This is a genomic window from Bacillus cereus group sp. BfR-BA-01408 (genome assembly GCF_022663305.1).
Taxonomy (GTDB): Bacteria; Bacillota; Bacilli; order Bacillales; family Bacillaceae_G; genus Bacillus_A; species Bacillus_A pacificus.
Genome location: NZ_JAKUFF010000038.1, coordinates 11835 through 34724, shown reverse-complemented (window position 1 = coordinate 34724; position 22890 = coordinate 11835). Strand labels below are relative to the sequence as shown.

Genomic DNA, 22890 nt, shown 5'->3' with positions numbered 1-22890 from the left:
AATTACATAATCGGATGTTGGCTAAACTATATTTTCGACATAATTCATACCAATCCTCTATGAATTTGAAATTTCTTGGGAAATTTTTTCTGATTATGTCGAATAGGTATTTTTTACATATTGTAGGTGGACATTGAGGAATGCTAGGAAGGAAATGGAGGGGTGTTATGAAAAAGGTTATAGTAAGTGCCATCGTAGTATTATTTATATTTTTAAGTTCAATTACTATTATTAAAGCAGAAAATAGTGGTGTGAAAATTGCTTTTGTTCGTCATCATGACCTTTGGATTAAAATTGATGGAAAGGAAAAACAAATAACAAAAGGTGAATACATAATAGGGCCGAAATGGTCTCATGATGGAGAATGGATTGCCTATGTTAAAGGGAAGAAACAAAACACCTTGGAATTGTACCGACTGGAAGATGGAAAAAAAGTTAGGCCATTGCAATCTGAAGTATCAAATTATCAATGGTCACCGAAAGAGAATACAATTGCATTTGTATTTGCGAATACGTTAAATACGTTTGATGTTCAAAAAAAGAATGTGGATTTTGAAAATGTATCGGCAGGTGTAGGAGATTATGCATGGTATCCTGATGGAAAGAAGTTTTTTGTATCCTCTGAAGCACACTTACTTCCAACAGGATGGACAGGAGCACAGCTATATGAAGTGCAAAAAGATGCCCATATGAACCCTCATAAAATGAAACATTTGTATGCATTGCCAAATGAACATGATGATTTCCTAGCGCTAGTTGCAAGTGGCTTTAAGTGGTCACCAGATCAAAAGTGGATTTCATTTTTAGCAGTACCGACAGCTTCATGGTCAGCTGATAGTAATACGCTTTGCTTAGTTCGTGCAGATGGCAGTCGGTTTGAAAAAGTAGATCAAATGTTATTAAACGCACAATGGTTTCAATGGGCACCATCAAAAAATATATTAGCTTATATTGAAGGGAGCGGAAGAGTTGCGTTAGAGAATAAACATTTAAAAGTAAAAGAACTGCCAGCACTTCAGCAGAACACATTTACGCCGAAAGGATATGTTGATTGGGATTTTGCATGGAAGAACGATAACGTAATTATCGTCTCTCGAGCAAAAGAGGGAGGATTTGAAACATTGCCAGAAAAAAGGCCACTACCATCTTTATATGAGGTTGATAGTACAAGCAATGTACAGCATCGAATCACAAAGCCACCTCATAAGCAGGGTGATTATCATCCAATCTTTATGAAGAAGAGCAATCAATTAATATGGATACGTTCAGACCGTAAGAAAGCAGATGTATGGCTTGCTCATAGAGATGGAAAGCATGAAATGAAGTGGATTGAAAATATAGATGTACCAGAGTGGTATTATGAGAAATGGAATTGGGGAAATGTTATCTCGGTAAAAGAAGAATAAAAAATGTGCCTAAAAGATAATTTTAGGCACATTTTTTATTGGTTATTTATGCGTTTTATTTGGCTTTTTTTTCGCTGGGTTGCCGTTTCCCTGACGCTTTCTGTTCTGTTCATCTTTTGCTTGTTTTTCATGCAGTGTATCTAAAAAATCATTCGAGTTACTCATTTTTCTATCGCTCCTTTCATTTCGTCCTAATTACTATAACCATTTAGGAGGATAATCATGAGATGAAAGTTAAGCACTTAGTTTTCTTCGATAGTATACGTAAAATATACCATACGTAATAAATAGCATAAATAAAATTTGTAATTCTACATTTTCTTTTAAAATAGTTGCGATAGAAGATGGTAAGTAAGGTGATGTATCGCTCGTTCCTGCACCTAACCATTTGTTTAAGAGGTTAATGGTACAAAACATAAAAACACCAGACCAGCTTGCAATAATTGCTTTCTGTTTAATTTTTGTTTCCCGTTCATCATCTGTAATCCAAGGATTAGCAGTTTTATCACTGCTGAAAAATCCGTTTATATATCCCCATATAATCATGCCAATTAAGATGGTTATCCATTTCATATGTATGCTTCTCCTCTCCCCCTGTAAAAAGTGTTTTACATATACAATTGTAATGTTTTCCAATTCTTTATGTCAAATGTTTTTTACATATCGGTTTTGTATATAGCAGGAATAAAGGATCAAATAGGGAAGAAATATGTGAGAGAATTTCATAGTGAGAGGAGGATGGGCATGAAACTCGTCTTTGTTCGGCACGGTGAAGGAGAACATACAAAAGATTTGCCGGCAAGTTTACAAATATTGAATCCATCATTAACAGATGAGGGAAGGAATCAAGCTAAATTACTTCAATGCAATGTACCCTTGCAAGAAACGGATATATTAATCGCTAGCCCTACACTTAGAACTTTGCAAACGGCGGCGATATGGAGTGAGAAGGTAGCTTGTCAAAAAATTGTCCATCCATATGTATCCCCGCGTATTTTTCCTTATCGAGAAGGAGCGAAAACATTACCATGTGATCACATAGTAGATCAGGGAATAATAACAAATTCATTTCCACATTTTTCGATAGAGAAAAACACAAATCAGCAGTTATGGACGGAAGGTATAAATACTATTTCAGAACATAGCTTTCAGCAAATAGTAGATGAATTTCTTCTTTTATGTTATGAGCTCGGTGCGGAAAGAGTTTGCATTGTATCTCACGACGGGACAATTACAGCATATAGGAAATATTTACAGAAGGTCGTTTTAACTAGAGCTGATTTTTTGCAAGAAACGGGTATATATGAAATGGATGTATCCCTTAAAAGTTGGATTGAGGAGATCTAATGATAGGATGGAGGGTGTATGTTGAATGTTGCACTAGTAGTTGGCTTTAATTCGGATTTAGAGGCGCAATCAATCAGAGCATCACTTGAATATTTTGGGGCGAAAGTTATAACGTACTGGATTGGTAGACCGAAAGAGTTCGTCGATATTCTTTCTGGAAACGGTTTATATAATGATATCGATTATGTTGTCTTTTGCTTCCATGGTGAGGAAGGAAAATTTGTCATGGAAGAGTTAGGTGAAGATATATATGAACAAGATGAACCGCGGGGATACTTTGGTGCAGCAGAAATTTATAAATATGCAAAATTGCATAATGTAAATATTGTAAATAGTGGGTGTACGTTAGGGGAGCGAAAATTAGCAGAATCTTTCTTACGTAGTGGCGCAAAATCGTATATTGGATCAGTAGATTATGTAGATGGGAATGCAGCACTTATGTTTACAATACGCTTATTTTACGGGCTTATTAACCATGAAAAAACGTTAGAAGAGGCTTTTGAAGAAGCACGGTTAATTGATAAAGAGACACATACATTTCAATTATATAAGTAGTGTGAAACACATTTATTCTATATTCGAATAAATGTGTTTCACATTTAACTCACATTTTTTTTGCAATTTTTTCAATGAAAATGATTATCACCTGTGGTATGATATGTTCAAGTTTTTACAGGTAATAAAAGTTACTATATAAACGTTAGTTTTTAATGTTTTATACACATGTCACGGATTATTCATAATTAACGTTTGAAAAATAAGTAACTAATGTTATTATATTATCTGTAACTAACTTAATTACAACTTTAGGAGGAAGATATGGTTATTCAATTTTTAAGAGAAAACAAAGCAGTTTCTTTTGTGTTAGCGGTAATTCGAGTGTATCTTGGTTACACATGGTTAATGGCTGGAATCGGTAAACTACAAGGAAAAGGATTCGATGCAACTGGTTATTTACAAGGTGCAATTGAAAAATCTAAAGGAGCACAACCGGCTGTTCAATCTTGGTGGGCATCATTTTTACAAGATTTCGCAATTCCAAACGTTGATCTATTTAATACACTTGTAACATGGGGAGAAATTTTAGTCGGAATTGGTTTAATTGTAGGCTGTTTAACAAAAACAGCGGTCTTTTTCGGTCTTGTAATGAACTTTTCCTATATGTTTAGTGGGTCAATTGGTGTGAATCCTGAAATGGTTATTCTATCAATGTTCGTTCTAGTTTCTGGTATGAATGCTGGTAAATTTGGAATAGATGGTTTCGTTATTCCGAAAGTATTAGGTTCAAAAACTCAAAAACGCCAAAAGCAAGCTGCTTAATATATGAAAGCGGGTATCTCAAAATGAGATACCCGCTTATTTTTCAGCTATTATAGGGTTTTTGTCAAAGAAGTCTTTCACATACCCTACAAATTCCTGTGGTTCCTGACGAAATGGTGCGTGATAACCTTTTTCGATAATATGGAAAGTACTATTTTTTAAAAATTGATGATATGTTTCTCCCTCTTTCCAAGAAACGCTACTATCATTTCTTCCCCATATAATTAAGGTTGGTTGTTTTATTTCATTTGCATTAATTTGAAGACGTCTAGGCCATAATTTCATTTTATTGTAATGCTCTTCATCATTACGTTTAAATTTCACTTTGCTCTCATCATAATCTGCAATAGCAGAAACGGTATTTAAATCAGTTGATAACTGTGGTCTTGGTGATCCTTGTTTATTAACGAGTGTATGAGGACCGCCTGTAGCATCAGTTAAAATAAGGTGGGTAACGGCTTCTGGATATAAATATGTTAAATTAAGAGAAATTTCTCCGCCCATTGAGTGGCCCAGTATTGCAAACGAATCGTAACCTAGTTTTTTCATTAATTTATAATACAAATTTGCATGGGTTGGGAAAGAATAATAAAAATCCATCGGCTTAGATGAGCGTCCGAATCCTAAAGCATCTACCGAAATAATTGTATGATCTTTTGCTAAGGCGGAGTAAATCTTTTGAAAACCATCTGATGATCCTCCAAATCCATGGATCATAAGTAAAGGTGGCTTTTCGTTACCAATCTGCTTAAAGTAAATGGTTTGACCATCTACTTCCACCATCTTTTCCTCGGTAGCTAGTTTCGCTGTAAGTGTATTTTTAACTTGTTTTACTTGTTCTACTGGTTTTTCTGTTGCACTACATCCTACTAATAGTGTAAGAGTAAGACAACCTACCATAAAATAGCTAAATCGCCTCAATTAGGTGTCCCCTTTCTAACATAACGCTGTATCTATCATAGCAAATAGCATATTACGATTTCCAGGAAGTTGGCTACCATTTTTGATCATAAGAGGTGAAAGGAGCGTTTCTTGGAAATTTTCTGTTTGAAGAAATTTGCGAAATGAAAATTGTGAATGTGGGACATCAATCCTTACTGTGCCATTCCAACATTCACATATGTTTTGTAGTAATTGAATAGCATCTTCTTCTCGTTTGGCGATAAGTGGATTGATACATAATACATTACCTTTTTGTATGCATAAGGAAAAAGCTTCTATACAGTTATGTCTCTCAATTTTAAAAGAGTGACTTGTTCTTGGTAATAGTAATGAATACAGTAAAGAACGATCGGCACCAGTTGTACTTTGATCGAGAGAAATAAGCGATATAATGTCTTTTTCTTTTACTTGTTGCGTATGAGTAATATGTGTTTTAGTAGTTTGTTTCTCAAAACGATGAATCGTCGTTACTGTTTGAAATCCGCATGATGTATAAAGAGGCTCGCCAGCTTTTGTTGCAATAAGTGCAATTGGTTGTTTTGGGTGAGTGTGTGCTAAGCAATGATTTAGCAATGTTCGCCCGATGCCCTGGCCTTGAAAATCAGGATGGACGATTAACATGCCAATAGTAGAAAAACTATCTTTAAAAGGAAATACTCCTCCAGTTGCAATCAGCTTATTGTCATGCATATAACCGATAAGTGTGCCAAGAGAAAAGTACATTTCAAATTGTTTTTTCATAAATGTTTTCTCTTGTAACCATCCAACAGCTTTACAAAGGTCGAGTAGATCGAAAATAAAAGATTCATCTAGCTGTATTGTTTTCATAAATGCTCACCACATTTCTATTAATTTTTATAAAAGTAGATTGAAAATGTTAAAGTAAGAGATTTACGTTAAATGAAATCCAACTTGTTTATATTTTGATTGTAAAGAGGAAGATGATTGATATGAACAGACAAACTTATACAAATTATAACTGATATTTACATAAGTTAACAAAAAATTTACATATAACTAATTTTGTCTTAATAGTCTTCTATTAAATTTGATAGTGGGAAATGAATAACCTAATTAGGGGGACAATACAGTGAAAAAGTTTGTGAAAAAAGCATGGCCATTTGCAGTTGTGGCGTCGTTAGCAGTTACTTCGGTGGCAACATGGAATTTTACACGTTCTAGTGAAGTGAATGCAGATGAGAGCGGAAGCAATGCAAAGATTAAAAATGTTATTGTGTTAATTGGAGATGGTATGGGCCCTTCATATATGACGGCTCATCGTTATATGAAAGATAATCCAAAAACATTCGAGATGGAATCTACAGAGTTTGATAAGCATCTTGTAGGAACACAAAAGACATATCCGGAAGATGAACATGAAAATATCACAGACTCTGCCTCAGCAGCAACAGCTATGTCAGCAGGAATTAAGACATATAATGCGGCAATTGCAGTTGATAATGATAAAGCAGAAGTGAAAACTGTCCTTGAACAAGCGAAAGAGCAAGGGAAATCAACGGGACTCGTTGCTACTTCTGAAATTACACATGCAACACCAGCTGCTTTCGGTGCGCATGACATTAGTCGTAAAAATATGGACGCAATTGCAAATGATTATTTTGATGAGAAAATTAAAGGGAAGCATAAAGTAGACGTTATGCTTGGCGGTGGTGTAAATAACTTTGTTAGAAAAGATCGTAATCTTACAGAAGAGTTTAAGAAATCTGGTTATAGCTATGTAACAGATCGTAATCAATTGTTAAATGATAAAAATGATCAAATTCTAGGTTTATTTGCGCCAGGCGGTTTAGATAAAATGATTGACCGTACTGATAAAACACCTTCATTAGAAGAAATGACAAATGCAGCAATTGAGCGTTTAAACAAAAATAAAAAAGGTTTCTTCTTAATGGTTGAAGGAAGTCAAATTGACTGGGCAGGACACGATAATGATATCGTTGGCGCAATGAGTGAAATGGAAGACTTTGAAAAGGCATTTAAAGCAGCGATCGAGTTTGCGAAAAAAGATAAAAATACGTTAGTCGTTGCAACGGCAGACCACTCTACAGGTGGATTATCTTTAGGTGTGAATGGTGAGTATAACTTTAAAGTAGAGCCAATTAAAGCTGCAAAATGTACACCAGACTTCATGGCAAACGAGATTGCAAAAGGTGCAAACGTAGAAGAAACATTGAAAAAGTATATTGATTTACAATTAACACCGGAAGAAATTAAAGCGGTAAATGATATAGCTCCTTCAAAAGATGTAACGAAGATTGATAATGCGATTGAAGATATTTTCAATAAGCGTTCGTTTACTGGATGGACAACAGGTGGACATACAGGTGAAGATGTAAACGTATATGCATTTGGCCCTGGTAAATACTTGTTCTCTGGCGTTCAAGAGAATACAAATATCGCTAAGCGTGTCTTTGATATTGTTGGCGGTGGCGACCCGAATAAAGGAAGACGCTAATTATAAACGAAAGTGAGGCGAAATGCCTCACTTTTCTTTTTAGGAGATGGGAAGATGAGAGCTTTTTTCAGAGGGATAGTATCCTTTCTAATAGGTGTATTATTGCTAGTTGGATGTCAATCCAAAGAGAATCAGATAGAACAAAAAGCTACTACTACAAAAGATGAAGAAAAGGTACAAATAACGAAAGGAGAAGAGAAAACGATTCAAGGTGTGATAGAGAAATTTGTACGGACGACAAATGAAAAAAATCTTACTGAACATATGGAGTTATTTTCAAAGAACATGCCTAGTGCTGAAGACTTAAAAACGCAAAAAGAAGCAGCTTTTCAAAAGGGAAATAAAAAAATTGAATTGGAACATATAGACATAAAAGCTAGTAAAGCAGGATATGTTGTTGTTGAAACAAAAGAAAAGGAAATAGAAGGAGAGGTCACTATTCAGAAGAAAGTACAGTATGCACTTGGAAAAGAAGAGGATGGCTGGAAAATTGAAGAGGTTCGCACGATAGAGAAGAAATAAAGTGAAACTTTCCGTAAATAGCGCAAAAAAGGTTCTCATTGGCGAGAACCTTTTTTTATAGTGGTAACATAATTTGATCTGAGCATGCCTCGATATCATCAATATCTTGGCGAATGGTTGCCATTTTATTATCAAGATCTTCAGCTTTCATTGCGGCATCATGTAGTTCATCTTTTAAATACTCAGGTATTTTCCCTTCATATTTATAATAAAGTTTATGTTCTAAACTTGCCCAAAAGTCCATTGCGAGCGTACGTAACTGAATTTCTGCAAAGACTTCTTTTGTACCAGAATTCAGTGATAAAGGATATTTAATAATCATGTGTAAACTTTTATATCCATTTTGTTTTGGATTAGCGATATAATCTTTTATCTCTATGATTTCCATATCTTCACGCTTTTGAATGACTTCTTTTAAATGATAGATATCTTCTACGAAGCAACATGTAATACGAATGCCGATGATGTCTTGTAAATGCGTTTGCGCATTTTCAACTGTCGGTAATAAATTTTTACGTTCAAGCTTTTTAATAATACTTTCAGGTTGTTTTAATCTTGTTTTTATATGTTCAAACGGGTTGTAATCCTCTAAAAATTGGGCTTCCCGGTTCATAATTTCAAATTTAGTTTTTAACTCTTCTAAAGCAAATGTATATGGTAGTACAAAAGCTTTCCAGTAGTTAACTGTTGATTGATTATATTCCATTTATATACACACCTTTTCCTATTTACAAGTGAGGTTGTTATTATACTAAACACCAAATCATGTAGGCGCAAGCAGCAAATGATGAGATCATAAAACGATATTTAGTTTTCATACTTTCAACTCCTTTCAAGTGAAATTCTATATAAATAAACGTGATTGTTAATAAGTTCACTATGTACAATTTCTATAGTAATAGATTCGTGTGAATTTCGTATGAACTAATTGTTTCAGATTTTTGTCTTTTTTTGCAATTGACAAATAGAATGAAGTTATATATTATTTAAATCGTAATCATTACGTTTTAGTTTGCGATCTTTAAAAGAAAGGAGAATTACATATGCGTGTAAATATTACATTAGCTTGTACAGAGTGCGGTGATCGTAATTATATTTCTAAAAAAAATAAACGAAACAATCCAGAGCGCATCGAACTAAAAAAATATTGTCCACGATTAAAGCGAGTAACGTTACATCGTGAAACGAAGTAGAAGACTAGAGATATCTCTAGTCTTTTTTCGTTTATCCCGCTATTTGCCGGGCAGTAAGACTCTTACCTCAAAATTCAGCGAAAGCAAAGAAGGTAGGCGGGGGTCTTACTGCCCGTAAAAGCCCGATTGGTGAGGGCTGATTAAAGTTTCACTTTATATTTCTTTTGTTTGTTATAATTACCTTAAATTGTAATAAAGGGAGCGGTATGATGAATCAAAAAGATAAAGAAAGAAAAGAGCAAGTGGCTCATATTATTGACATTCCAGATGATTATAGGCTTGTTGTAGATGATCAAGAAGGTGTGGATGACCCATATCATCTATTATGGTGGGAACATAAAGAGGATGGGGAGAGAACAATACAGATTACGTTGAATAGACATACTGGTAATTTAATTGACTTTAGGATAGAGGATGAAAAAGATTTTTCGAACGGTAAGGAAGCGATAGAAGAGAATAAAGCAAGAGAGGTTGCAAATACATTCTTAAAAAATATACAAAAGAAGGATATGAATTTTATACATATGTAACTGTTAAGGATGATTGGCGCGGTTGGAAAGAAGTAAATTATATGCAAGAAGTGAATGGCTATCCATTGCCGAATACGGGGTGTGTTGTGCTAGTACATCCATTAGGTGATGTGATGCATTTTCATTATAATGGACAAAAAGCTATCGAGAAAAAACCGTTATGGCCAAGTGATATTGTTGAGGAGAACGTCGTCTTAGAAAATTTGAAGGCTAGACAAGATATGAGACTTGTATTTGTAGATTTAACACACTCCTCATGTGAGTATGAAAATGGAGAAGAAGTAAAAGGGTACCATCTTGTATATGAACGAGATCCTAGCCATGCGAGTTCATTTAGAATGGTTTTTAGAAAATGAGGTAGAGGAAACGAATTACGTATTACTGTATAAACAAACAACGGATGAAAATCATAAAGAATCCTTCGACTGTAGTCGAGAAATTCGTTATATTGATGCGCATACTGGGGAGAAATTTTGGAGTAAATAAACTTTTAAATAGGGAAAAAGGTCTTCGAGAGAAGACCTTTTTTTAGAAAGAACGATTATTCTTCGTATGTATCAATTTTATATAACCACTTCTGTACACTAGCAGGCGGTCCTTCTGTTCTCCACTTTATTGTACACATTCCACAAGAACAGTGAACTTTTCCTTTTGCAAAAATACCGGAAATTTCAGGAGTATATCCCCATGCGTGTTTTGCAATATTCATTTTTCGACGCATTGTACGTTGACGTTGGTGTCTTGTATAAGCACGTGTTCTTTCAAATTTCATGTTTGTAATCCCTCCTTGTAGTACAAGTAGCTTGCAAGAGCGTACAAGGAGTTCATCTCTTACAAGCTACTCGTGTACAAGAGGGAAATGAAATATTTCATATTCCACTCTCCAATCTTTTGTTTAAGTATACGTAGTGAAGCTTTATGAGACAATTATTATGCTTAAAAACATATGGGAATGATATCGTACAGACACAAACAACCCCACGCCCACATACACTTAGTAAAGACCACTATTTTGGCGGAGGTGAAAGGTTTGAGTCTATTCGCCGCAATTGGATATATGGTTCGAGAAGTGTTTGTTTTTGTTTCTTATGTGAAGAACAATGCGTTTCCGCAGCCGTTATCATCAGACGATGAGAGAAAGTACTTAGAGTTAATGGAGCAAGGTGATGCTCAAGCGAGGAATCTGTTAATTGAACATAATTTACGGCTTGTAGCTCATATCGTTAAAAAATTTGAAAACACAGGGGAAGATGCAGAAGATTTAATTTCAATTGGTACAATCGGGCTCATTAAAGCAATCGAGAGCTATTCAGCAGGAAAAGGCACAAAACTTGCGACATATGCAGCACGCTGTATTGAAAATGAAATTTTGATGCATTTACGTGTACTAAAGAAAACGAAAAAGGACGTTTCACTTCATGACCCAATCGGGCAAGATAAAGAGGGGAATGAAATATCGCTTATTGATATATTAAAATCAGAGTCTGAAGATGTAATTGATATGATCCAGCTGAGTATGGAGTTAGAAAAGATTAAAGAGTATATCGATATTTTAGACGAACGAGAGAAAGAAGTTATCGTGAAGCGTTTTGGACTGGGGCTTGATAAGGAGAAAACACAACGAGAGATTGCAAAGGCGCTTGGTATTTCCAGAAGCTACGTATCAAGAATTGAAAAGCGCGCTTTAATGAAAATGTTCCATGAATTTGTAAGAGCAGAGAAAGAGAAAAAAGCAAAAGAATAATGTACATTGCAAGCAGCCGTATTTTAAAATGGGCTGCTTTTCTTTTTGTAAATAAGGAAAGAAAAAGAGTTGTGTTCAGAAGAAATCCATGTTCACTGTTGAAAATGACGGATTCTATCTGTAATATTAGAAGGTGCTAAACAATTTAAGAATAATACCATACTTAGCTTTCTGCATCTATACTGAAACAGTTCTATATGATATGTGGGAATAAGAACCAATTTTACATATGATATAGGAGGAAAAGAAGGGAAAGCTAAAGTTATAGACTAATTAGGAGGTTCCGCAATTTGCGACGTACATTATATCGACTTATGATCGAACTTACAAATGGTCGTTTTACTTCTTATATATTACGTAAATTTGCACAATCTCGTTTAAGCTCTATCATTATTCCATCGTATGCGAAAGTGTTTCAAATTAATCAAGATGAGATGGAAAAGGGTTTGAAGGAATATAGAACATTGCATGAATTATTTACGCGTAAGCTAAAAGAAGGAAAGCGTAGTATTGATACAGATGCATCGAGTATCGTTAGTCCTGTTGATGGTGTTTTTGCTGATCACGGTCCTATTGAGGACACAAAAACATTTGATATTAAAGGCAAACGTTATTCGATTGTGGATATGCTAGGTAATGAAGAACGTGCACAGCGATATGCAGGTGGTACATACATGGTTATTTATTTAAGCCCAAGTCATTATCATCGTATTCATAGTCCGCTTTCTGGTTCTGTGACTGAAAGATTTGTACTCGGTAGAAAATCATATCCGGTAAATGCAACTGGTATGGAATACGGGAAAGAACCATTGTCAAAAAATTATCGTTCTGTTACAGAAGTGAATAGTGACGGTGAACATATGGCGCTTGTAAAAGTAGGAGCTATGTTTGTAAATAGTATTGAGCTGCTGCATGAAAGAGACACTGTTCAAAAAGGTGAAGAAATGGCATACTTTACATTCGGTTCAACAGTTGTGTTATTGTTTGAAAAAGATATGATAGAAGTAGTGTCAGATTTGAAGAGTGGACAAGAGCTTCGCCTTGGTGAAAAAATTGCTACTCGATTGGCTCATAAGTAAAAAAGATTTTATAACTGTAAGCAAGATTTATGGACAAAGATGCGTAATGATGAAATTCCCTAGATGGGAGTACTTGTTTATTCGAGAGCCATCGCAGGATGGCTCTTTTTACAAGTTAGTTACTTAAAATTTCACTTTATATGTAATCAAGACGATTTGACGAGCTTGTCCTCTAATGAGCGTCTAATAATTTCTTGTTTTATAAGTAAAATGAAGTCGGGATTTAATTTTAGTTCTTTTGCTTTATAATAAGACTCAGTGAGTAACTCAGTGGATAACTGTTCCATATGTTTTGTTTTCAAGGTGAGTCACCTCCTAATAATATAAGGATTGATTCGTTGTTGCATTTAATGTACCAAAAAAATATGACAGTCACAAACGAGTGGTTATCCACATACCTAGGTGGATAAAATGTGTATAGATTGTTAGTAAATTCCAAATTAACCGAAAAATTAATGTGGAAAATGTGTACAATTTTATCCACAGGCCATATATCGAAATATGTTGTCGAAAAATTTTTATGAAAACTCCTCAAAGAGGTGAAAGAAATTGAAACTATTTTTACCAAATGAATATGTGAAAAATGTATATCATGTTCAACCAGAAGATTTGAAAAAACGTGGAATTAAAGGTGTTATTACTGATTTAGATAACACTTTAATTGAATGGGATCGTCCAAATGCAACGCCACAACTTGAAGAATGGTTTTTGAAAATGAAAGAGCAAGGCATTCAAGTAACGGTCGTTTCAAATAATAATGAGCAACGAGTGAAAGACTTTGCTGATCCATTAGGCATTCCATTTATTCATAGTGCACGTAAGCCATTTGTCCGTGCGTTTAAGCGTGCGATACAAGACATGCAGTTGCAGCCAGATGAAGTTGTAGTAATTGGAGATCAATTACTAACGGATGTGCTAGGTGGAAACCGAGTTGGACTTCATACAATTTTAGTTGTACCAGTAGCACAAACGGACGGATTAGTAACGCGCTTTAATCGAAAAATTGAACGAAGAATCATGAGAAACATGAAGAAAAAAGGTTTAATTAATTGGGAGGAATAAAGTTTGACTGAAACAATTAAATGTATTGGTTGCGGTGTAGAAATTCAAACAGAAGATAAAAATGAAGTGGGATATGCTCCTGCCTCATCTTTAGAAAAAGAACAAGTCATTTGTCAACGTTGTTTTCGATTGAAACATTATAACGAAATTCAAGATGTATCATTAACAGATGATGATTTCCTACGTATTCTAAACGGTATTGGAAAATCAGATGCGTTAGTAGTTAAGATTGTAGATATTTTTGATTTTAATGGTAGCTGGTTACCTGGCTTACATCGTTTCGTGGGAAATAATAAAGTATTACTTGTTGGGAATAAAGCTGATTTAATTCCTAAGTCAGTAAAACATGATAAAGTAAAGCATTGGATGCGCTATAGTGCAAAGCAGCTAGGATTAAAGCCAGAAGATGTCTTTTTAATTAGTGCAGCAAAGGGACAAGGGATTGCTGAGCTAGCAGATGCGATTGAGTATTACCGCGGCGGAAAAGATGTTTACGTTGTTGGATGTACAAATGTAGGGAAATCAACATTTATTAATCGTATGATTAAAGAATTTAGTGATGAGACTGAAAATGTAATTACAACATCTCATTTCCCAGGAACAACGCTTGATTTAATTGATATCCCGTTAGACGAAGAATCTTCTTTATATGATACGCCAGGTATTATTAACCACCATCAAATGGCTCATTATGTTGGAAAACAAAGCTTAAAGCTTATTACACCAACGAAAGAAATTAAGCCAATGGTATTCCAATTAAATGAAGAACAAACATTGTTCTTTAGCGGACTGGCACGTTTTGATTACGTAAGTGGCGGTCGTCGCGCATTTACTTGTCACTTCTCAAATCGTTTAACAATCCATCGTACGAAGCTTGAGAAAGCAGATGAATTGTATAAAAATCATGCAGGGGATTTACTAAGCCCGCCAACACCAGAAGAATTAGAAAATATGCCAGAGCTAGTGAAATACGAGTTTAATATTCGTGAACCAAAAACGGATGTTGTATTCTCTGGATTAGGATGGGTTACTGTGAACGAACCGGGAGCAAAAATTGTTGCACACGTACCAAAAGGAGTAAGTGTTTCATTGCGTAAATCTTTAATTTAATATGGAGAGGGATTTATGAAACAATTATATGGTGTAATCGGAAATCCAATTGGACATTCATTATCACCCGTTATGCATAACGATGCATTTGAACACTTGAATATGGATGCCCATTATCATGCCTTTCTTGTTAAAGAGGAAGTGCTAGGGGAAGCAGTAAGAGGTTTAAAAGCGTTAGGTATTTCAGGATTTAATGTAACAACTCCGCACAAAGTTGCGATTATGGATTATTTGGATGAGATTGACCCGCTAGCAAAACAAATTGGTGCAGTAAATACGGTGGTTCATAAGGATGGGAAATTGATTGGCTACAATACAGATGGAATTGGTTTTGTCCGAGCACTGCAATCCATTAGTAGTGAACCACTTCAAGAGAAACGTATTTTATTACTTGGCGCAGGCGGTGCTAGTCGAGCTATTTATTTTTCACTTGCTGATGTAGGTGTGAAAGAGATTGATGTAGCGAATCGTACGGTAGATAAGGCGAAGGAACTTATTACTGCATGTAAGGCTACTGTTCATTCTGTTGCTTTATCGCTAGAGAAAGCAACAGAAGAACAAGGGAATTATGATATTATCATTCAGACGACAACAATAGGTATGCATCCACGCGTCGAACATACGCCGTTACAAATTTCTTCGTTGAATAAGGGAACGATTGTATCAGATATAATTTATAATCCATTTGAAACGAAAATTTTATGTGAGGCGAAAGAGCAAGGTGCAATGATTCAAAATGGTATTGATATGTTTGTTTATCAAGGAGCGCTTGCATTTGAAATGTGGACAGGGCGTACGCCAAATATCGAACGAATGAAACAATTAGTTATAAGAAAGCTTGGAGGCTAACATATATGTTAACAGGAAAACAAAAAAGATTTTTACGTGCACAGGCACATCATTTAACACCAATTTTTCAAGTAGGAAAAGGCGGAGTAAATGAAAATATGATTAAACAAATCGCAGATACTTTAGAAGCTCGTGAGCTATTTAAAGTAAGTGTGCTACAAAACTGTGAATTCGATCGCCGTGAAGTTGCAGAAGAACTTGCAAAAGGTGCACGTGCTGAAATCGTTCAAGTAATTGGAAGCACAATCGTTTTATACAAAGAGTCAAGAGAAAATAAACAAATTAAGCTTCCTCGATAAAAAGATTAGCATGCGCTATTTTTATCGTTGATGCGTAATGATGTAGAGAGCGAAACCAATTGAACTTTTATTAATAGCAACTCTCTTCTGTTAGGAATGAAGAGAGTTGCTGTACGTAAAAGGAAGGGGCGTTTCTTTTGAGGAAAATTGGCATCATTGGCGGTACATTTGATCCGCCACATTATGGACATTTGCTCATTGCAAATGAAGTATATCATGCTTTGAATTTAGAAGAAGTATGGTTCTTACCGAACCAAATTCCGCCGCATAAACAAGGGCGGAATATTACAAGTGTAGAAAGTCGTTTGCAAATGTTAGAGCTTGCGACTGAGGAAGAGGAACATTTTTCTATTTGTTTAGAAGAGCTAAGCAGGAAGGGCCCATCTTATACGTATGACACTATGCTACAATTGACGAAGAAGCATCCGGATGTGCAGTTTCATTTTATTATTGGTGGAGATATGGTTGAGTATTTGCCGAAGTGGTATAACATTGAAATGTTACTTAATCTTGTAACGTTTGTTGGGGTTGCAAGACCTGGGTATACATTGCATACACCTTATCCTATCACCACTGTGGAAATTCCGGAGTTTGCTGTTTCTTCATCTTTATTACGTGAGAGATATAAAGAGAAGAAAACATGTAAATATTTACTTCCTGAAAAAGTACAGGTATATATCGAGAGGAATGGGTTGTATGAATCGTGAGAAAGCACTTCATATTGTCAAACAACAAATGCATGAAAAACGTTATATACACACAATTGGTGTAATGGAAACAGCAATTGAACTTGCTAAGTTATACGGTGTGGATGAAAAAAAAGCTGAAGTTGCAGCTATATTTCATGATTATGCGAAGTGTAGAGCGATTTCAGATATGGAAGAGATCATTAAAAGTGAAGATTTGCCGAAAGATTTACTTTGTTATAACAAAGAGTTATGGCATGCACCTGTTGGGGCATACTTAGTAGAAAAAGAAGTAGGTATTACAGATCCTGAAATCCTGCAAGCTATTACATATCATACAAGTGGTCATGAGAAAATGACGATGTTAGATAAAGTAATTTATGTAGCTGATTACATTGAGCCTGGGCGAAAGTTTCCAGGGGTGGAGGAAGCTCGTAAACTCGCATATACGGATATAGATCAAGCTTTATTATTTGCGCTAAAGAGAACAATTCAATTTTTAATGGAAAAAGATCAAACGATTTATCCATTAACATTCCAAACATACAATGCAGTTATCAAGGAGGAAATGAGTAAATGAAAGATAAAGATTTATTAGTATTAGCAGCAAAAGCAGCTGATGATAAGAGAGCGGAAGATATGGTTGTCCTAAATATGCAAGGTATTTCACCAATTGCAGATTATTTCATTATTTGTCACGGTAACTCAGATAAGCAAGTGCAAGCAATTGCGCGTGAAATTAAAGCGAAAGCACACGAGTTCCAAATCGACGTACAACGTATGGAAGGTTTTGACGAAGCTCGCTGGGTATTAGTTGACCTTGGAGATGTAGTTGCTCATGTATTCCATAAAGATGAGCGTAATCACTATAATTTAGAGCGTCTATGGGGCGATGTGCCACGTGAAGATATTACAGAAGAGTTAGGCCAATGAACTACGAGCAATTTGCGTTGCTGTACGATGAACTAATGAATGATGTCCCCTATGATAAATGGGTGGAATTCACAGAGGAAAGCTTACAGCAAGCGGATGTGAAAGAAGCGAAGATTCTTGATGTAGCATGCGGTACTGGTAATGTAACGCTTCCGCTTGTACAAAAGGGTTACGATGTAATCGGTGTCGATCTTTCGGAAGAAATGTTAGCAGTCGCACAGCAAAAACTAGGCGAGGCAGGATATTTTATTCCTTTTTACCAACAAGACATGCGAGAGCTTGATGTTCCAGGTGAGTTTGACTGTGTAACGATCTTTTGTGATTCATTAAACTATGTATTGCAAGAAGATGGAGTGCAAGAAACATTCCGAAGAGTGTTTCATCATTTACGTCAAGATGGTTTGTTTTTATTTGATGTACATTCTTTATATAAAATACATCATGTATTTCAAAATGAAACATACACAGTGAATGGAGAAGAAATATCTCTTATTTGGAATTGCTTCCCTGGTGAAGATTCAAACAGTGTAGAACATGATTTAACATTCTTTGTTCAAGACCCAGAAGAAGATGTGTACCATCGTTTTGACGAATGTCACGTACAACGTGCATATCCGGTTGAAGAGTTAACGAAATGGCTTGAAGAAGCTGGTTTTACAGTGCTTCGTGTAACTGGTGACTTTGAGCGACTTGAAGTTACAGAACAAACAGAGCGTATTTTCTTCATGGCGAAGAAAAACGGATAAAACAAAAGCAACCAAGAAGGTTGCTTTTGTTTTGTAAAGAAGCTGTAATTTTAGTTGTAGGATAATAAGAAGATGATATACGTGAATTTTGAAAGTGCTAGTTTAAGTAAAAATGTAATGTGAAAAATTAAGTATTTATAAAAAGGATTTGGAATGACGATGACGTATTTATTATGTGTGTTTATTGAATTGCTGATCAACGCATTTTAAATCTTCATCAAATTTCTCGTGTGTCCGCTCGATTAATTTATGAAACATATCCCCAACATGTTCTTCTAAAACCCGAATACCTTCTCCTGTAACGCCGCCTTTCACACATACTTTTTCTTGTAAAGTAGGCAATGTGAAAATCCCTTTTTCGAGTAGTTTCCCCATTCCAACGACCATTTCACTTACTAAAGTAGTGGCTTCTTCATGTGTAATATTTGTTTTATCTACAGCAGCATTAATGAAACATTGTAATAAATAACTAAAGAATGCGGGGCCGCAGCTTGCTATATCAGATGAAACGCGCGTTATATCTTCTTCTATTACAAGGGGAGTAGAAATGTTTTTGAATAAGCGAAATAGTTTTTGTTGCCATTCTTCAGAGCAGTTACTTCCAAATGTAAATAGTGATGCGCCGGATAGGGCGCGGTTTGTAATGCTCGGAATAATACGAGCAACATGGCAAGGTACAAGTGTCTCTAATTGTGATGGGGATATTGGACTTGTGATAGAAACTAAGCACTTTTCATCAGAAAAATGTTCAGCGTATTTTTGTAAGATTGGGTATATATCTATCGGCTTTACACAAATAAAAATAAGATGTGATCGTTCGATTGCCTCATCAATAGTTTTGGCTATATGAACAGAAGGGTATTTTTCCTTTATATGATATGCTTTGGCGGGCGTTCGATTAATGATCGTAAGGCACGAAGGTTTGACAGCACGGGTTTCTAAAAATGCATCGATTAGTATATTCCCCATGTTTCCTGTCCCTATAATTCCTATGTTCAATGTTTCATCCCTCCTTCGTAACAGCTTTCTCCTAAACAATATGAATGATGTTATAAATTTATGATTAGAGGTGAAAAATGATGTGGGATTTTCCAAAGAAATGGTTAGGATTAGCAGCTATTATTGGAACTGTGCTTTTTCTTATTTTCTGGAAAACGAACGAGCATACAGAGCGATCAGTTATTGCAACGGATGTTCAAGCGAAAGATATAGAGAAGAAAAGTAAACCGAAAATATCGGATACAAAGCAGCAGAAAAAAATAATTGTAATTGATATGAAAGGGGCTGTTGTTAAAGAGGGGGTGTATGAAATGAAAGAAGGGGACCGGGTCAAGGATGCTATTGAAAAAGCAGGTGGTTTTTTGCCTGAGGCAGATAGGATGAAGGTAAATTTAGCACAAATGGTACAAGACCAAATGATTCTTTACGTACCGAATAAAAACGAACAAGTGCAAGAAGTAGCTGCTGTTTCAAAGGGAGAGGGAAAAGTTCAAATAAATGCAGCTTCTAAAGAACAACTTGAAAAAATTACAGGTATTGGTTCTCGGAAAGCAGAAAGTATTTTGAAATATCGAGAGGAACATGGTCCGTTTCAAAAAATAGAAGATTTGTTAGAGATTGATGGGATTGGTGTGAAGTCTTTGGAGAAAATAAAAGATCAAATTATTATTCCGTAAAAGATTGACGAAGTTTTTCTTCATTCGCTACACTACAAGTAGACAAAAAAGTAGGTGAAGAATATGGAACGAATTTCATGGGATCAATATTTTATGACGCAAAGCCATTTGTTATCTTTACGTAGTACATGTACAAGGCTTGCAGTAGGAGCGACAATCGTTCGTGATAAACGAATTATTGCTGGTGGATATAATGGTTCAATTAAAGGTGGCGTACATTGTATAGATGATGGATGCTACGTTATTGATAATCATTGTGTTCGTACAATTCATGCAGAAATGAATGCTTTATTACAGTGTGCAAAATTTGGCGTGAAAACGGAGGAAGCGGAAATTTATGTTACGCATTTTCCTTGTTTACAATGTTGTAAGGCGATTATTCAAAGTGGTATTACAGCAGTTTATTATGCACAGGATTATAAAAATCATCCGTATGCTGTAGAGTTATTTGAAAAAGCGAATGTAACGGTGAAACACGTTCCACTAGAATATGATATTGCAGCATTAGAGGATCAAAAGCGTCATATGGAGTTAAAAGAACTATTTGCATCTTTAGAAAAAGAGAACTTATCAATGGAAGAATTACAGCATGTATTCACGAAAGCAAAAATGATGCTATAAGGAGTGAGTATGAGTTGCAAGGACAATGGGGCTATGTTGCAATCTCATTTATAATAGGGATTGCAATTGCCTTCTCCTCTTCAGTTATATGGCTGACTTGTTGTCTCGTTCTAAATGTTTTCTTTTGTTTGTATCGTACTCCGCGTAAAACCTTCTTTTATTGTATGATAGCGTGTTTAAGTGGCGCTATGTACACCACGTATGTTCAAGGGCAAAACAAGCCTCTGGGAGATTCCTACGAAGCTACAAGAGGGGTGATACATAATACACCTCTTATTAACGGAGATCGCCTCTCATTTCAAGTTGAAGATCAGAATAAAAATATAGTGCAGTTAAGTTACAAAATGAAATCAGCCTTGGAAAAGAAACAGATGCGACAATTACATGCAGGAGTATCATGTGTATTCGAGGGTGAGAGGAAAGAACCGCAAATAGCTCGGAATTTCCATGGGTTTAATTATCGTGATTATTTATATAAGCAAAATATTCATTTCATATTGGACGCTACATATATTTCTGAATGCCATAAAACATCGTTGTCACTCGTGCAATGGATTCTTCTCTTGAGGCAACAAGCAATCTCAGAAGTTACAGAAATGTTTCCAGAGCAATCAGGCGCTTTTATGAATGCATTAGTATTTGGTGATAGACAACAAATGACATTTGAAGTTGAAGAGCAATATCAACAATTCGGTCTCGTGCATTTGTTGGCGATTTCAGGATCGCATATCGTATTGTTAATGGTAATCGTGTATTTTATTTTGCTAAGAAGTGGTGTGACAAGGGAGGTAACAACGGTATGTCTTATCTTCTGTATTCCTCTATATATGATTTTAGCAGGAGCGTCACCATCTGTTATAAGAGCTTCTATAACAGGAGTTTTTATGTTAATTGCTTTTATGTGTTCTATTCGTTTATCTAGCTTAGATGCTTTAAGTATAACAGCTATATGTATGCTTATATTTGATCCATATCTCGTGTTTAATATTGGCTTTCAGTTTTCTTTTGTCGGTAGTTTTGCTTTACTTTTATCTACCCCGCTTTTACTAGAGAGTGGTAATGGAGTAATTCGAAATTCTATTTATATTTCTTTCATTTCACAGCTCGTTAGTACTCCGATTTTGTTATATCACTTCGGTTATTTTTCTCCATATAGTATTTTCTTAAATATCCTATACGTTCCGTTTTTATCTCTCGTTGTATTGCCGTGCAGTATTGTTATTTTGATATGTATACCGGTCATCCCGTTTCTTGCAAAAAGGCTTGCGAATGTACTATCAATAGGTTTGAATCTTTCTAATGATTTTTTAAGTTATTGTGAAAACTTACCATTTACCCGTCTTAATTTCGGACAAACGTCTATACTTCTTGTGGCCTTATATTGCGTGAGTATTATTAGTATATTGATGGTTTGGGAAAGGCGAATGGCGAAGGGAATTCTGTTTATATCTGCAGGCGTATTTCTTTTTATTAGTACATGCCATTATGTATATCCGTATTTTCGAGAAAGTGGGAGTGTTACCTTTCTCGATGTTGGACAGGGAGATGCAATATTAATTCGCCTTCCGTATGATCAAGAGATTTACCTTATTGATACTGGTGGAACAATTCTTCCAAATAAGGAAGAATGGCAACGGAAAAAGCATGAATTTTCTGTCGGAAATGATATTTTGATTCCTTATTTACAAAAGGAAGGTATTAAAAAGATCGATAAATTAATTATAACGCATGGAGATGCGGATCATATAGGTGCTGCGCAACAGTTATTATCAAATATAACCGTAAAAGAAGTTGTATTTGGCCGAAAGGAACAAGATGCGGAATTAGAAAAAATAGTAAAGAAACAGGCTTTAGAAAAGGAAGTGAAAATAAGAGAAGTGAGAGAAGGAGAAAGTTGGAGCATAAATGGAGCGGAATTTTTCGTATTAGCGCCAACAGGGAAGGAGAGCAGTGAAAATAATGCTTCAATTGTAATGTTGGCAAAATTAGGAGGACTAACGTGGTTGTTTACAGGTGATTTAGAAGAAGAAGGCGAGAAGTTTTTAGTAGCTACGTATCCAGATTTGCGAGCGGATGTTTTAAAGGTTGCTCATCATGGAAGTAATACGTCATCTACAACACCTTTTCTGAGCGTCGTACAGCCTAATATAGCGGTTATTTCTGTCGGTGAGCGTAATAGGTATGGGCACCCTCATAAGGACGTTATAGAGCGTTTTGAGAAGAGGGGGATTGAAATATGGCGTACGGATAAGCAAGGGGCTATCTCCTATGTTTTTAAAGGGGAAAACGGAACCTTTCGTAGCAAAATCACATATGATGAAACACATAATAGATAAAAAAGACTGCCAG

General features: G+C 35.5%; 29 protein-coding genes and 1 pseudogene. 22 read left to right on the top strand and 8 right to left on the bottom strand.

Going from position 1 to position 22890, the window contains the following annotated elements:
• Positions 1-167 precede the first annotated feature (167 nt).
• Positions 168-1406, top strand: coding sequence for a TolB family protein (locus tag MR083_RS16250; RefSeq protein ID WP_242269586.1), 1239 nt, complete (start codon positions 168-170; stop codon positions 1404-1406).
• A gap of 42 nt (positions 1407-1448) precedes the next feature.
• Here MR083_RS16250 and MR083_RS16245 read toward each other — a convergent pair whose 3' ends face one another.
• Together MR083_RS16245 and MR083_RS16240 are read right to left on the bottom strand one after the other, a co-directional pair.
• Positions 1449-1571 (bottom strand): DUF4023 domain-containing protein, encoded by a 123-nt coding sequence (locus tag MR083_RS16245; RefSeq protein ID WP_000071861.1) that lies wholly within the window; start codon positions 1569-1571, stop codon positions 1449-1451.
• Positions 1572-1640: 69 nt separating this feature from the next.
• Positions 1641-1979: a hypothetical protein gene (locus tag MR083_RS16240; protein ID WP_014893505.1), complete on the bottom strand. Its 339-nt coding sequence runs from the start codon at positions 1977-1979 to the stop codon at positions 1641-1643.
• Between the two features lie 69 nt (positions 1980-2048).
• Between MR083_RS16240 and MR083_RS16235 the strand changes: the two genes are divergently transcribed.
• The 3 genes from MR083_RS16235 (at position 2049) to MR083_RS16225 (ending at position 4073) form a co-directional block, all read left to right on the top strand.
• Entirely contained in the window at positions 2049-2753 is a 705-nt protein-coding gene (locus MR083_RS16235; RefSeq protein WP_154214282.1) for a histidine phosphatase family protein, read from the top strand.
• Positions 2754-2771: 18 nt separating this feature from the next.
• Positions 2772-3308 carry a CHAT domain-containing protein gene (locus MR083_RS16230; protein ID WP_242269585.1) on the top strand — a complete coding sequence of 179 codons (537 nt, stop codon included), beginning with the start codon at positions 2772-2774 and terminating at the stop codon, positions 3306-3308.
• 264 nt (positions 3309-3572) lie between these two features.
• Complete coding sequence (locus MR083_RS16225) at positions 3573-4073, top strand: DoxX family protein (RefSeq protein WP_000236600.1); 501 nt, start codon at positions 3573-3575, stop codon at positions 4071-4073.
• A gap of 36 nt (positions 4074-4109) precedes the next feature.
• On the opposite strand, the gene MR083_RS16220 is transcribed toward MR083_RS16225, so the two are convergent.
• Both MR083_RS16220 and MR083_RS16215 read right to left on the bottom strand, forming a co-directional pair.
• A complete protein-coding gene (locus MR083_RS16220; RefSeq protein ID WP_242269584.1) occupies positions 4110-4994 on the bottom strand; it encodes an alpha/beta fold hydrolase in 885 nt (294 codons plus the stop codon).
• A 15-nt stretch (positions 4995-5009) separates the two neighbouring features.
• Complete coding sequence (locus MR083_RS16215; protein WP_242269583.1) at positions 5010-5843, bottom strand: GNAT family N-acetyltransferase; 834 nt, start codon at positions 5841-5843, stop codon at positions 5010-5012.
• A 262-nt stretch (positions 5844-6105) separates the two neighbouring features.
• Between MR083_RS16215 and MR083_RS16210 the strand changes: the two genes are divergently transcribed.
• Together MR083_RS16210 and MR083_RS16205 are read left to right on the top strand one after the other, a co-directional pair.
• Entirely contained in the window at positions 6106-7491 is a 1386-nt protein-coding gene (locus tag MR083_RS16210) for an alkaline phosphatase (RefSeq protein ID WP_242269582.1), read from the top strand.
• A 54-nt stretch (positions 7492-7545) separates the two neighbouring features.
• Positions 7546-8013, top strand: coding sequence for a hypothetical protein (locus tag MR083_RS16205; protein WP_242269581.1), 468 nt, complete (start codon positions 7546-7548; stop codon positions 8011-8013).
• A gap of 55 nt (positions 8014-8068) precedes the next feature.
• Here MR083_RS16205 and MR083_RS16200 read toward each other — a convergent pair whose 3' ends face one another.
• Positions 8069-8719, bottom strand: coding sequence for a GTP pyrophosphokinase (locus MR083_RS16200; RefSeq protein WP_000456211.1), 651 nt, complete (start codon positions 8717-8719; stop codon positions 8069-8071).
• A 337-nt stretch (positions 8720-9056) separates the two neighbouring features.
• Here MR083_RS16200 and rpmG point away from each other — a divergent pair, with 337 nt between their 5' ends.
• From rpmG to MR083_RS28175, 3 genes and pseudogenes are all read left to right on the top strand, one after another.
• Positions 9057-9206, top strand: a complete 150-nt coding sequence (rpmG, locus tag MR083_RS16195; RefSeq protein ID WP_001265617.1) for a 50S ribosomal protein L33 — start codon at positions 9057-9059, stop codon at positions 9204-9206.
• Between the two features lie 206 nt (positions 9207-9412).
• Positions 9413-10092: pseudogene (locus MR083_RS16190) on the top strand (YcdB/YcdC domain-containing protein).
• Complete coding sequence (locus MR083_RS28175; protein ID WP_396022300.1) at positions 10058-10222, top strand: hypothetical protein; 165 nt, start codon at positions 10058-10060, stop codon at positions 10220-10222. Before MR083_RS16190 ends, MR083_RS28175 begins: the two are co-directional and overlap by 35 nt.
• Before the next feature lie 55 nt (positions 10223-10277).
• Here MR083_RS28175 and MR083_RS16185 read toward each other — a convergent pair whose 3' ends face one another.
• Positions 10278-10508, bottom strand: a complete 231-nt coding sequence (locus MR083_RS16185; protein WP_242269580.1) for a hypothetical protein — start codon at positions 10506-10508, stop codon at positions 10278-10280.
• A gap of 258 nt (positions 10509-10766) precedes the next feature.
• On the opposite strand from MR083_RS16185, the gene sigK reads away from it, so the two are divergent.
• Complete coding sequence (gene sigK / locus MR083_RS16180) at positions 10767-11480, top strand: RNA polymerase sporulation sigma factor SigK (protein WP_000051382.1); 714 nt, start codon at positions 10767-10769, stop codon at positions 11478-11480.
• A 290-nt stretch (positions 11481-11770) separates the two neighbouring features.
• Positions 11771-12559, top strand: a complete 789-nt coding sequence (locus MR083_RS16175; RefSeq protein WP_242269579.1) for a phosphatidylserine decarboxylase — start codon at positions 11771-11773, stop codon at positions 12557-12559.
• Between the two features lie 146 nt (positions 12560-12705).
• Here MR083_RS16175 and sda read toward each other — a convergent pair whose 3' ends face one another.
• Positions 12706-12861, bottom strand: a complete 156-nt coding sequence (gene sda, locus MR083_RS16170; protein ID WP_000850094.1) for a sporulation histidine kinase inhibitor Sda — start codon at positions 12859-12861, stop codon at positions 12706-12708.
• Positions 12862-13108: 247 nt separating this feature from the next.
• Between sda and MR083_RS16165 the strand changes: the two genes are divergently transcribed.
• The 8 genes from MR083_RS16165 to MR083_RS16130 all read left to right on the top strand — a co-directional run bounded on the left by MR083_RS16165 (position 13109) and on the right by MR083_RS16130 (position 18244).
• Positions 13109-13621, top strand: coding sequence for a YqeG family HAD IIIA-type phosphatase (locus MR083_RS16165; protein ID WP_000765306.1), 513 nt, complete (start codon positions 13109-13111; stop codon positions 13619-13621).
• Positions 13622-13624: 3 nt separating this feature from the next.
• Positions 13625-14731, top strand: a complete 1107-nt coding sequence (gene yqeH, locus MR083_RS16160) for a ribosome biogenesis GTPase YqeH (protein WP_000140795.1) — start codon at positions 13625-13627, stop codon at positions 14729-14731.
• A gap of 15 nt (positions 14732-14746) precedes the next feature.
• Entirely contained in the window at positions 14747-15580 is an 834-nt protein-coding gene (aroE, locus tag MR083_RS16155; protein WP_000812093.1) for a shikimate dehydrogenase, read from the top strand.
• A 5-nt stretch (positions 15581-15585) separates the two neighbouring features.
• Positions 15586-15879 carry a ribosome assembly RNA-binding protein YhbY gene (gene yhbY, locus MR083_RS16150; RefSeq protein WP_000955224.1) on the top strand — a complete coding sequence of 98 codons (294 nt, stop codon included), beginning with the start codon at positions 15586-15588 and terminating at the stop codon, positions 15877-15879.
• Between the two features lie 137 nt (positions 15880-16016).
• Positions 16017-16586, top strand: coding sequence for a nicotinate-nucleotide adenylyltransferase (gene nadD, locus MR083_RS16145; protein ID WP_001226059.1), 570 nt, complete (start codon positions 16017-16019; stop codon positions 16584-16586).
• Positions 16576-17145, top strand: coding sequence for a bis(5'-nucleosyl)-tetraphosphatase (symmetrical) YqeK (yqeK, locus tag MR083_RS16140; protein WP_242269578.1), 570 nt, complete (start codon positions 16576-16578; stop codon positions 17143-17145). Before nadD ends, yqeK begins: the two co-directional genes overlap by 11 nt.
• Positions 17142-17498, top strand: a complete 357-nt coding sequence (gene rsfS, locus MR083_RS16135; RefSeq protein WP_000653200.1) for a ribosome silencing factor — start codon at positions 17142-17144, stop codon at positions 17496-17498. Before yqeK ends, rsfS begins: the two co-directional genes overlap by 4 nt.
• Positions 17495-18244: a class I SAM-dependent DNA methyltransferase gene (locus MR083_RS16130; RefSeq protein ID WP_001105574.1), complete on the top strand. Its 750-nt coding sequence runs from the start codon at positions 17495-17497 to the stop codon at positions 18242-18244. The genes rsfS and MR083_RS16130 overlap by 4 nt, the downstream gene beginning before the upstream one ends.
• A 171-nt stretch (positions 18245-18415) precedes the next feature.
• On the opposite strand, the gene comER is transcribed toward MR083_RS16130, so the two are convergent.
• The gene (gene comER / locus MR083_RS16125) at positions 18416-19243 is read right to left on the bottom strand and encodes a late competence protein ComER (RefSeq protein ID WP_001020547.1); all 828 of its coding nucleotides are present in this window, start codon (positions 19241-19243) and stop codon (positions 18416-18418) included.
• 77 nt (positions 19244-19320) lie between these two features.
• Between comER and MR083_RS16120 the strand changes: the two genes are divergently transcribed.
• From MR083_RS16120 to MR083_RS16110, 3 genes are all read left to right on the top strand, one after another.
• Positions 19321-19920, top strand: a complete 600-nt coding sequence (locus MR083_RS16120) for a helix-hairpin-helix domain-containing protein (protein WP_242269577.1) — start codon at positions 19321-19323, stop codon at positions 19918-19920.
• Positions 19921-19983: 63 nt separating this feature from the next.
• The gene (locus MR083_RS16115) at positions 19984-20541 is read left to right on the top strand and encodes a ComE operon protein 2 (RefSeq protein ID WP_000439783.1); all 558 of its coding nucleotides are present in this window, start codon (positions 19984-19986) and stop codon (positions 20539-20541) included.
• Between the two features lie 14 nt (positions 20542-20555).
• Positions 20556-22877, top strand: a complete 2322-nt coding sequence (locus tag MR083_RS16110; protein ID WP_242269576.1) for a DNA internalization-related competence protein ComEC/Rec2 — start codon at positions 20556-20558, stop codon at positions 22875-22877.
• Positions 22878-22890 lie beyond the last annotated feature (13 nt).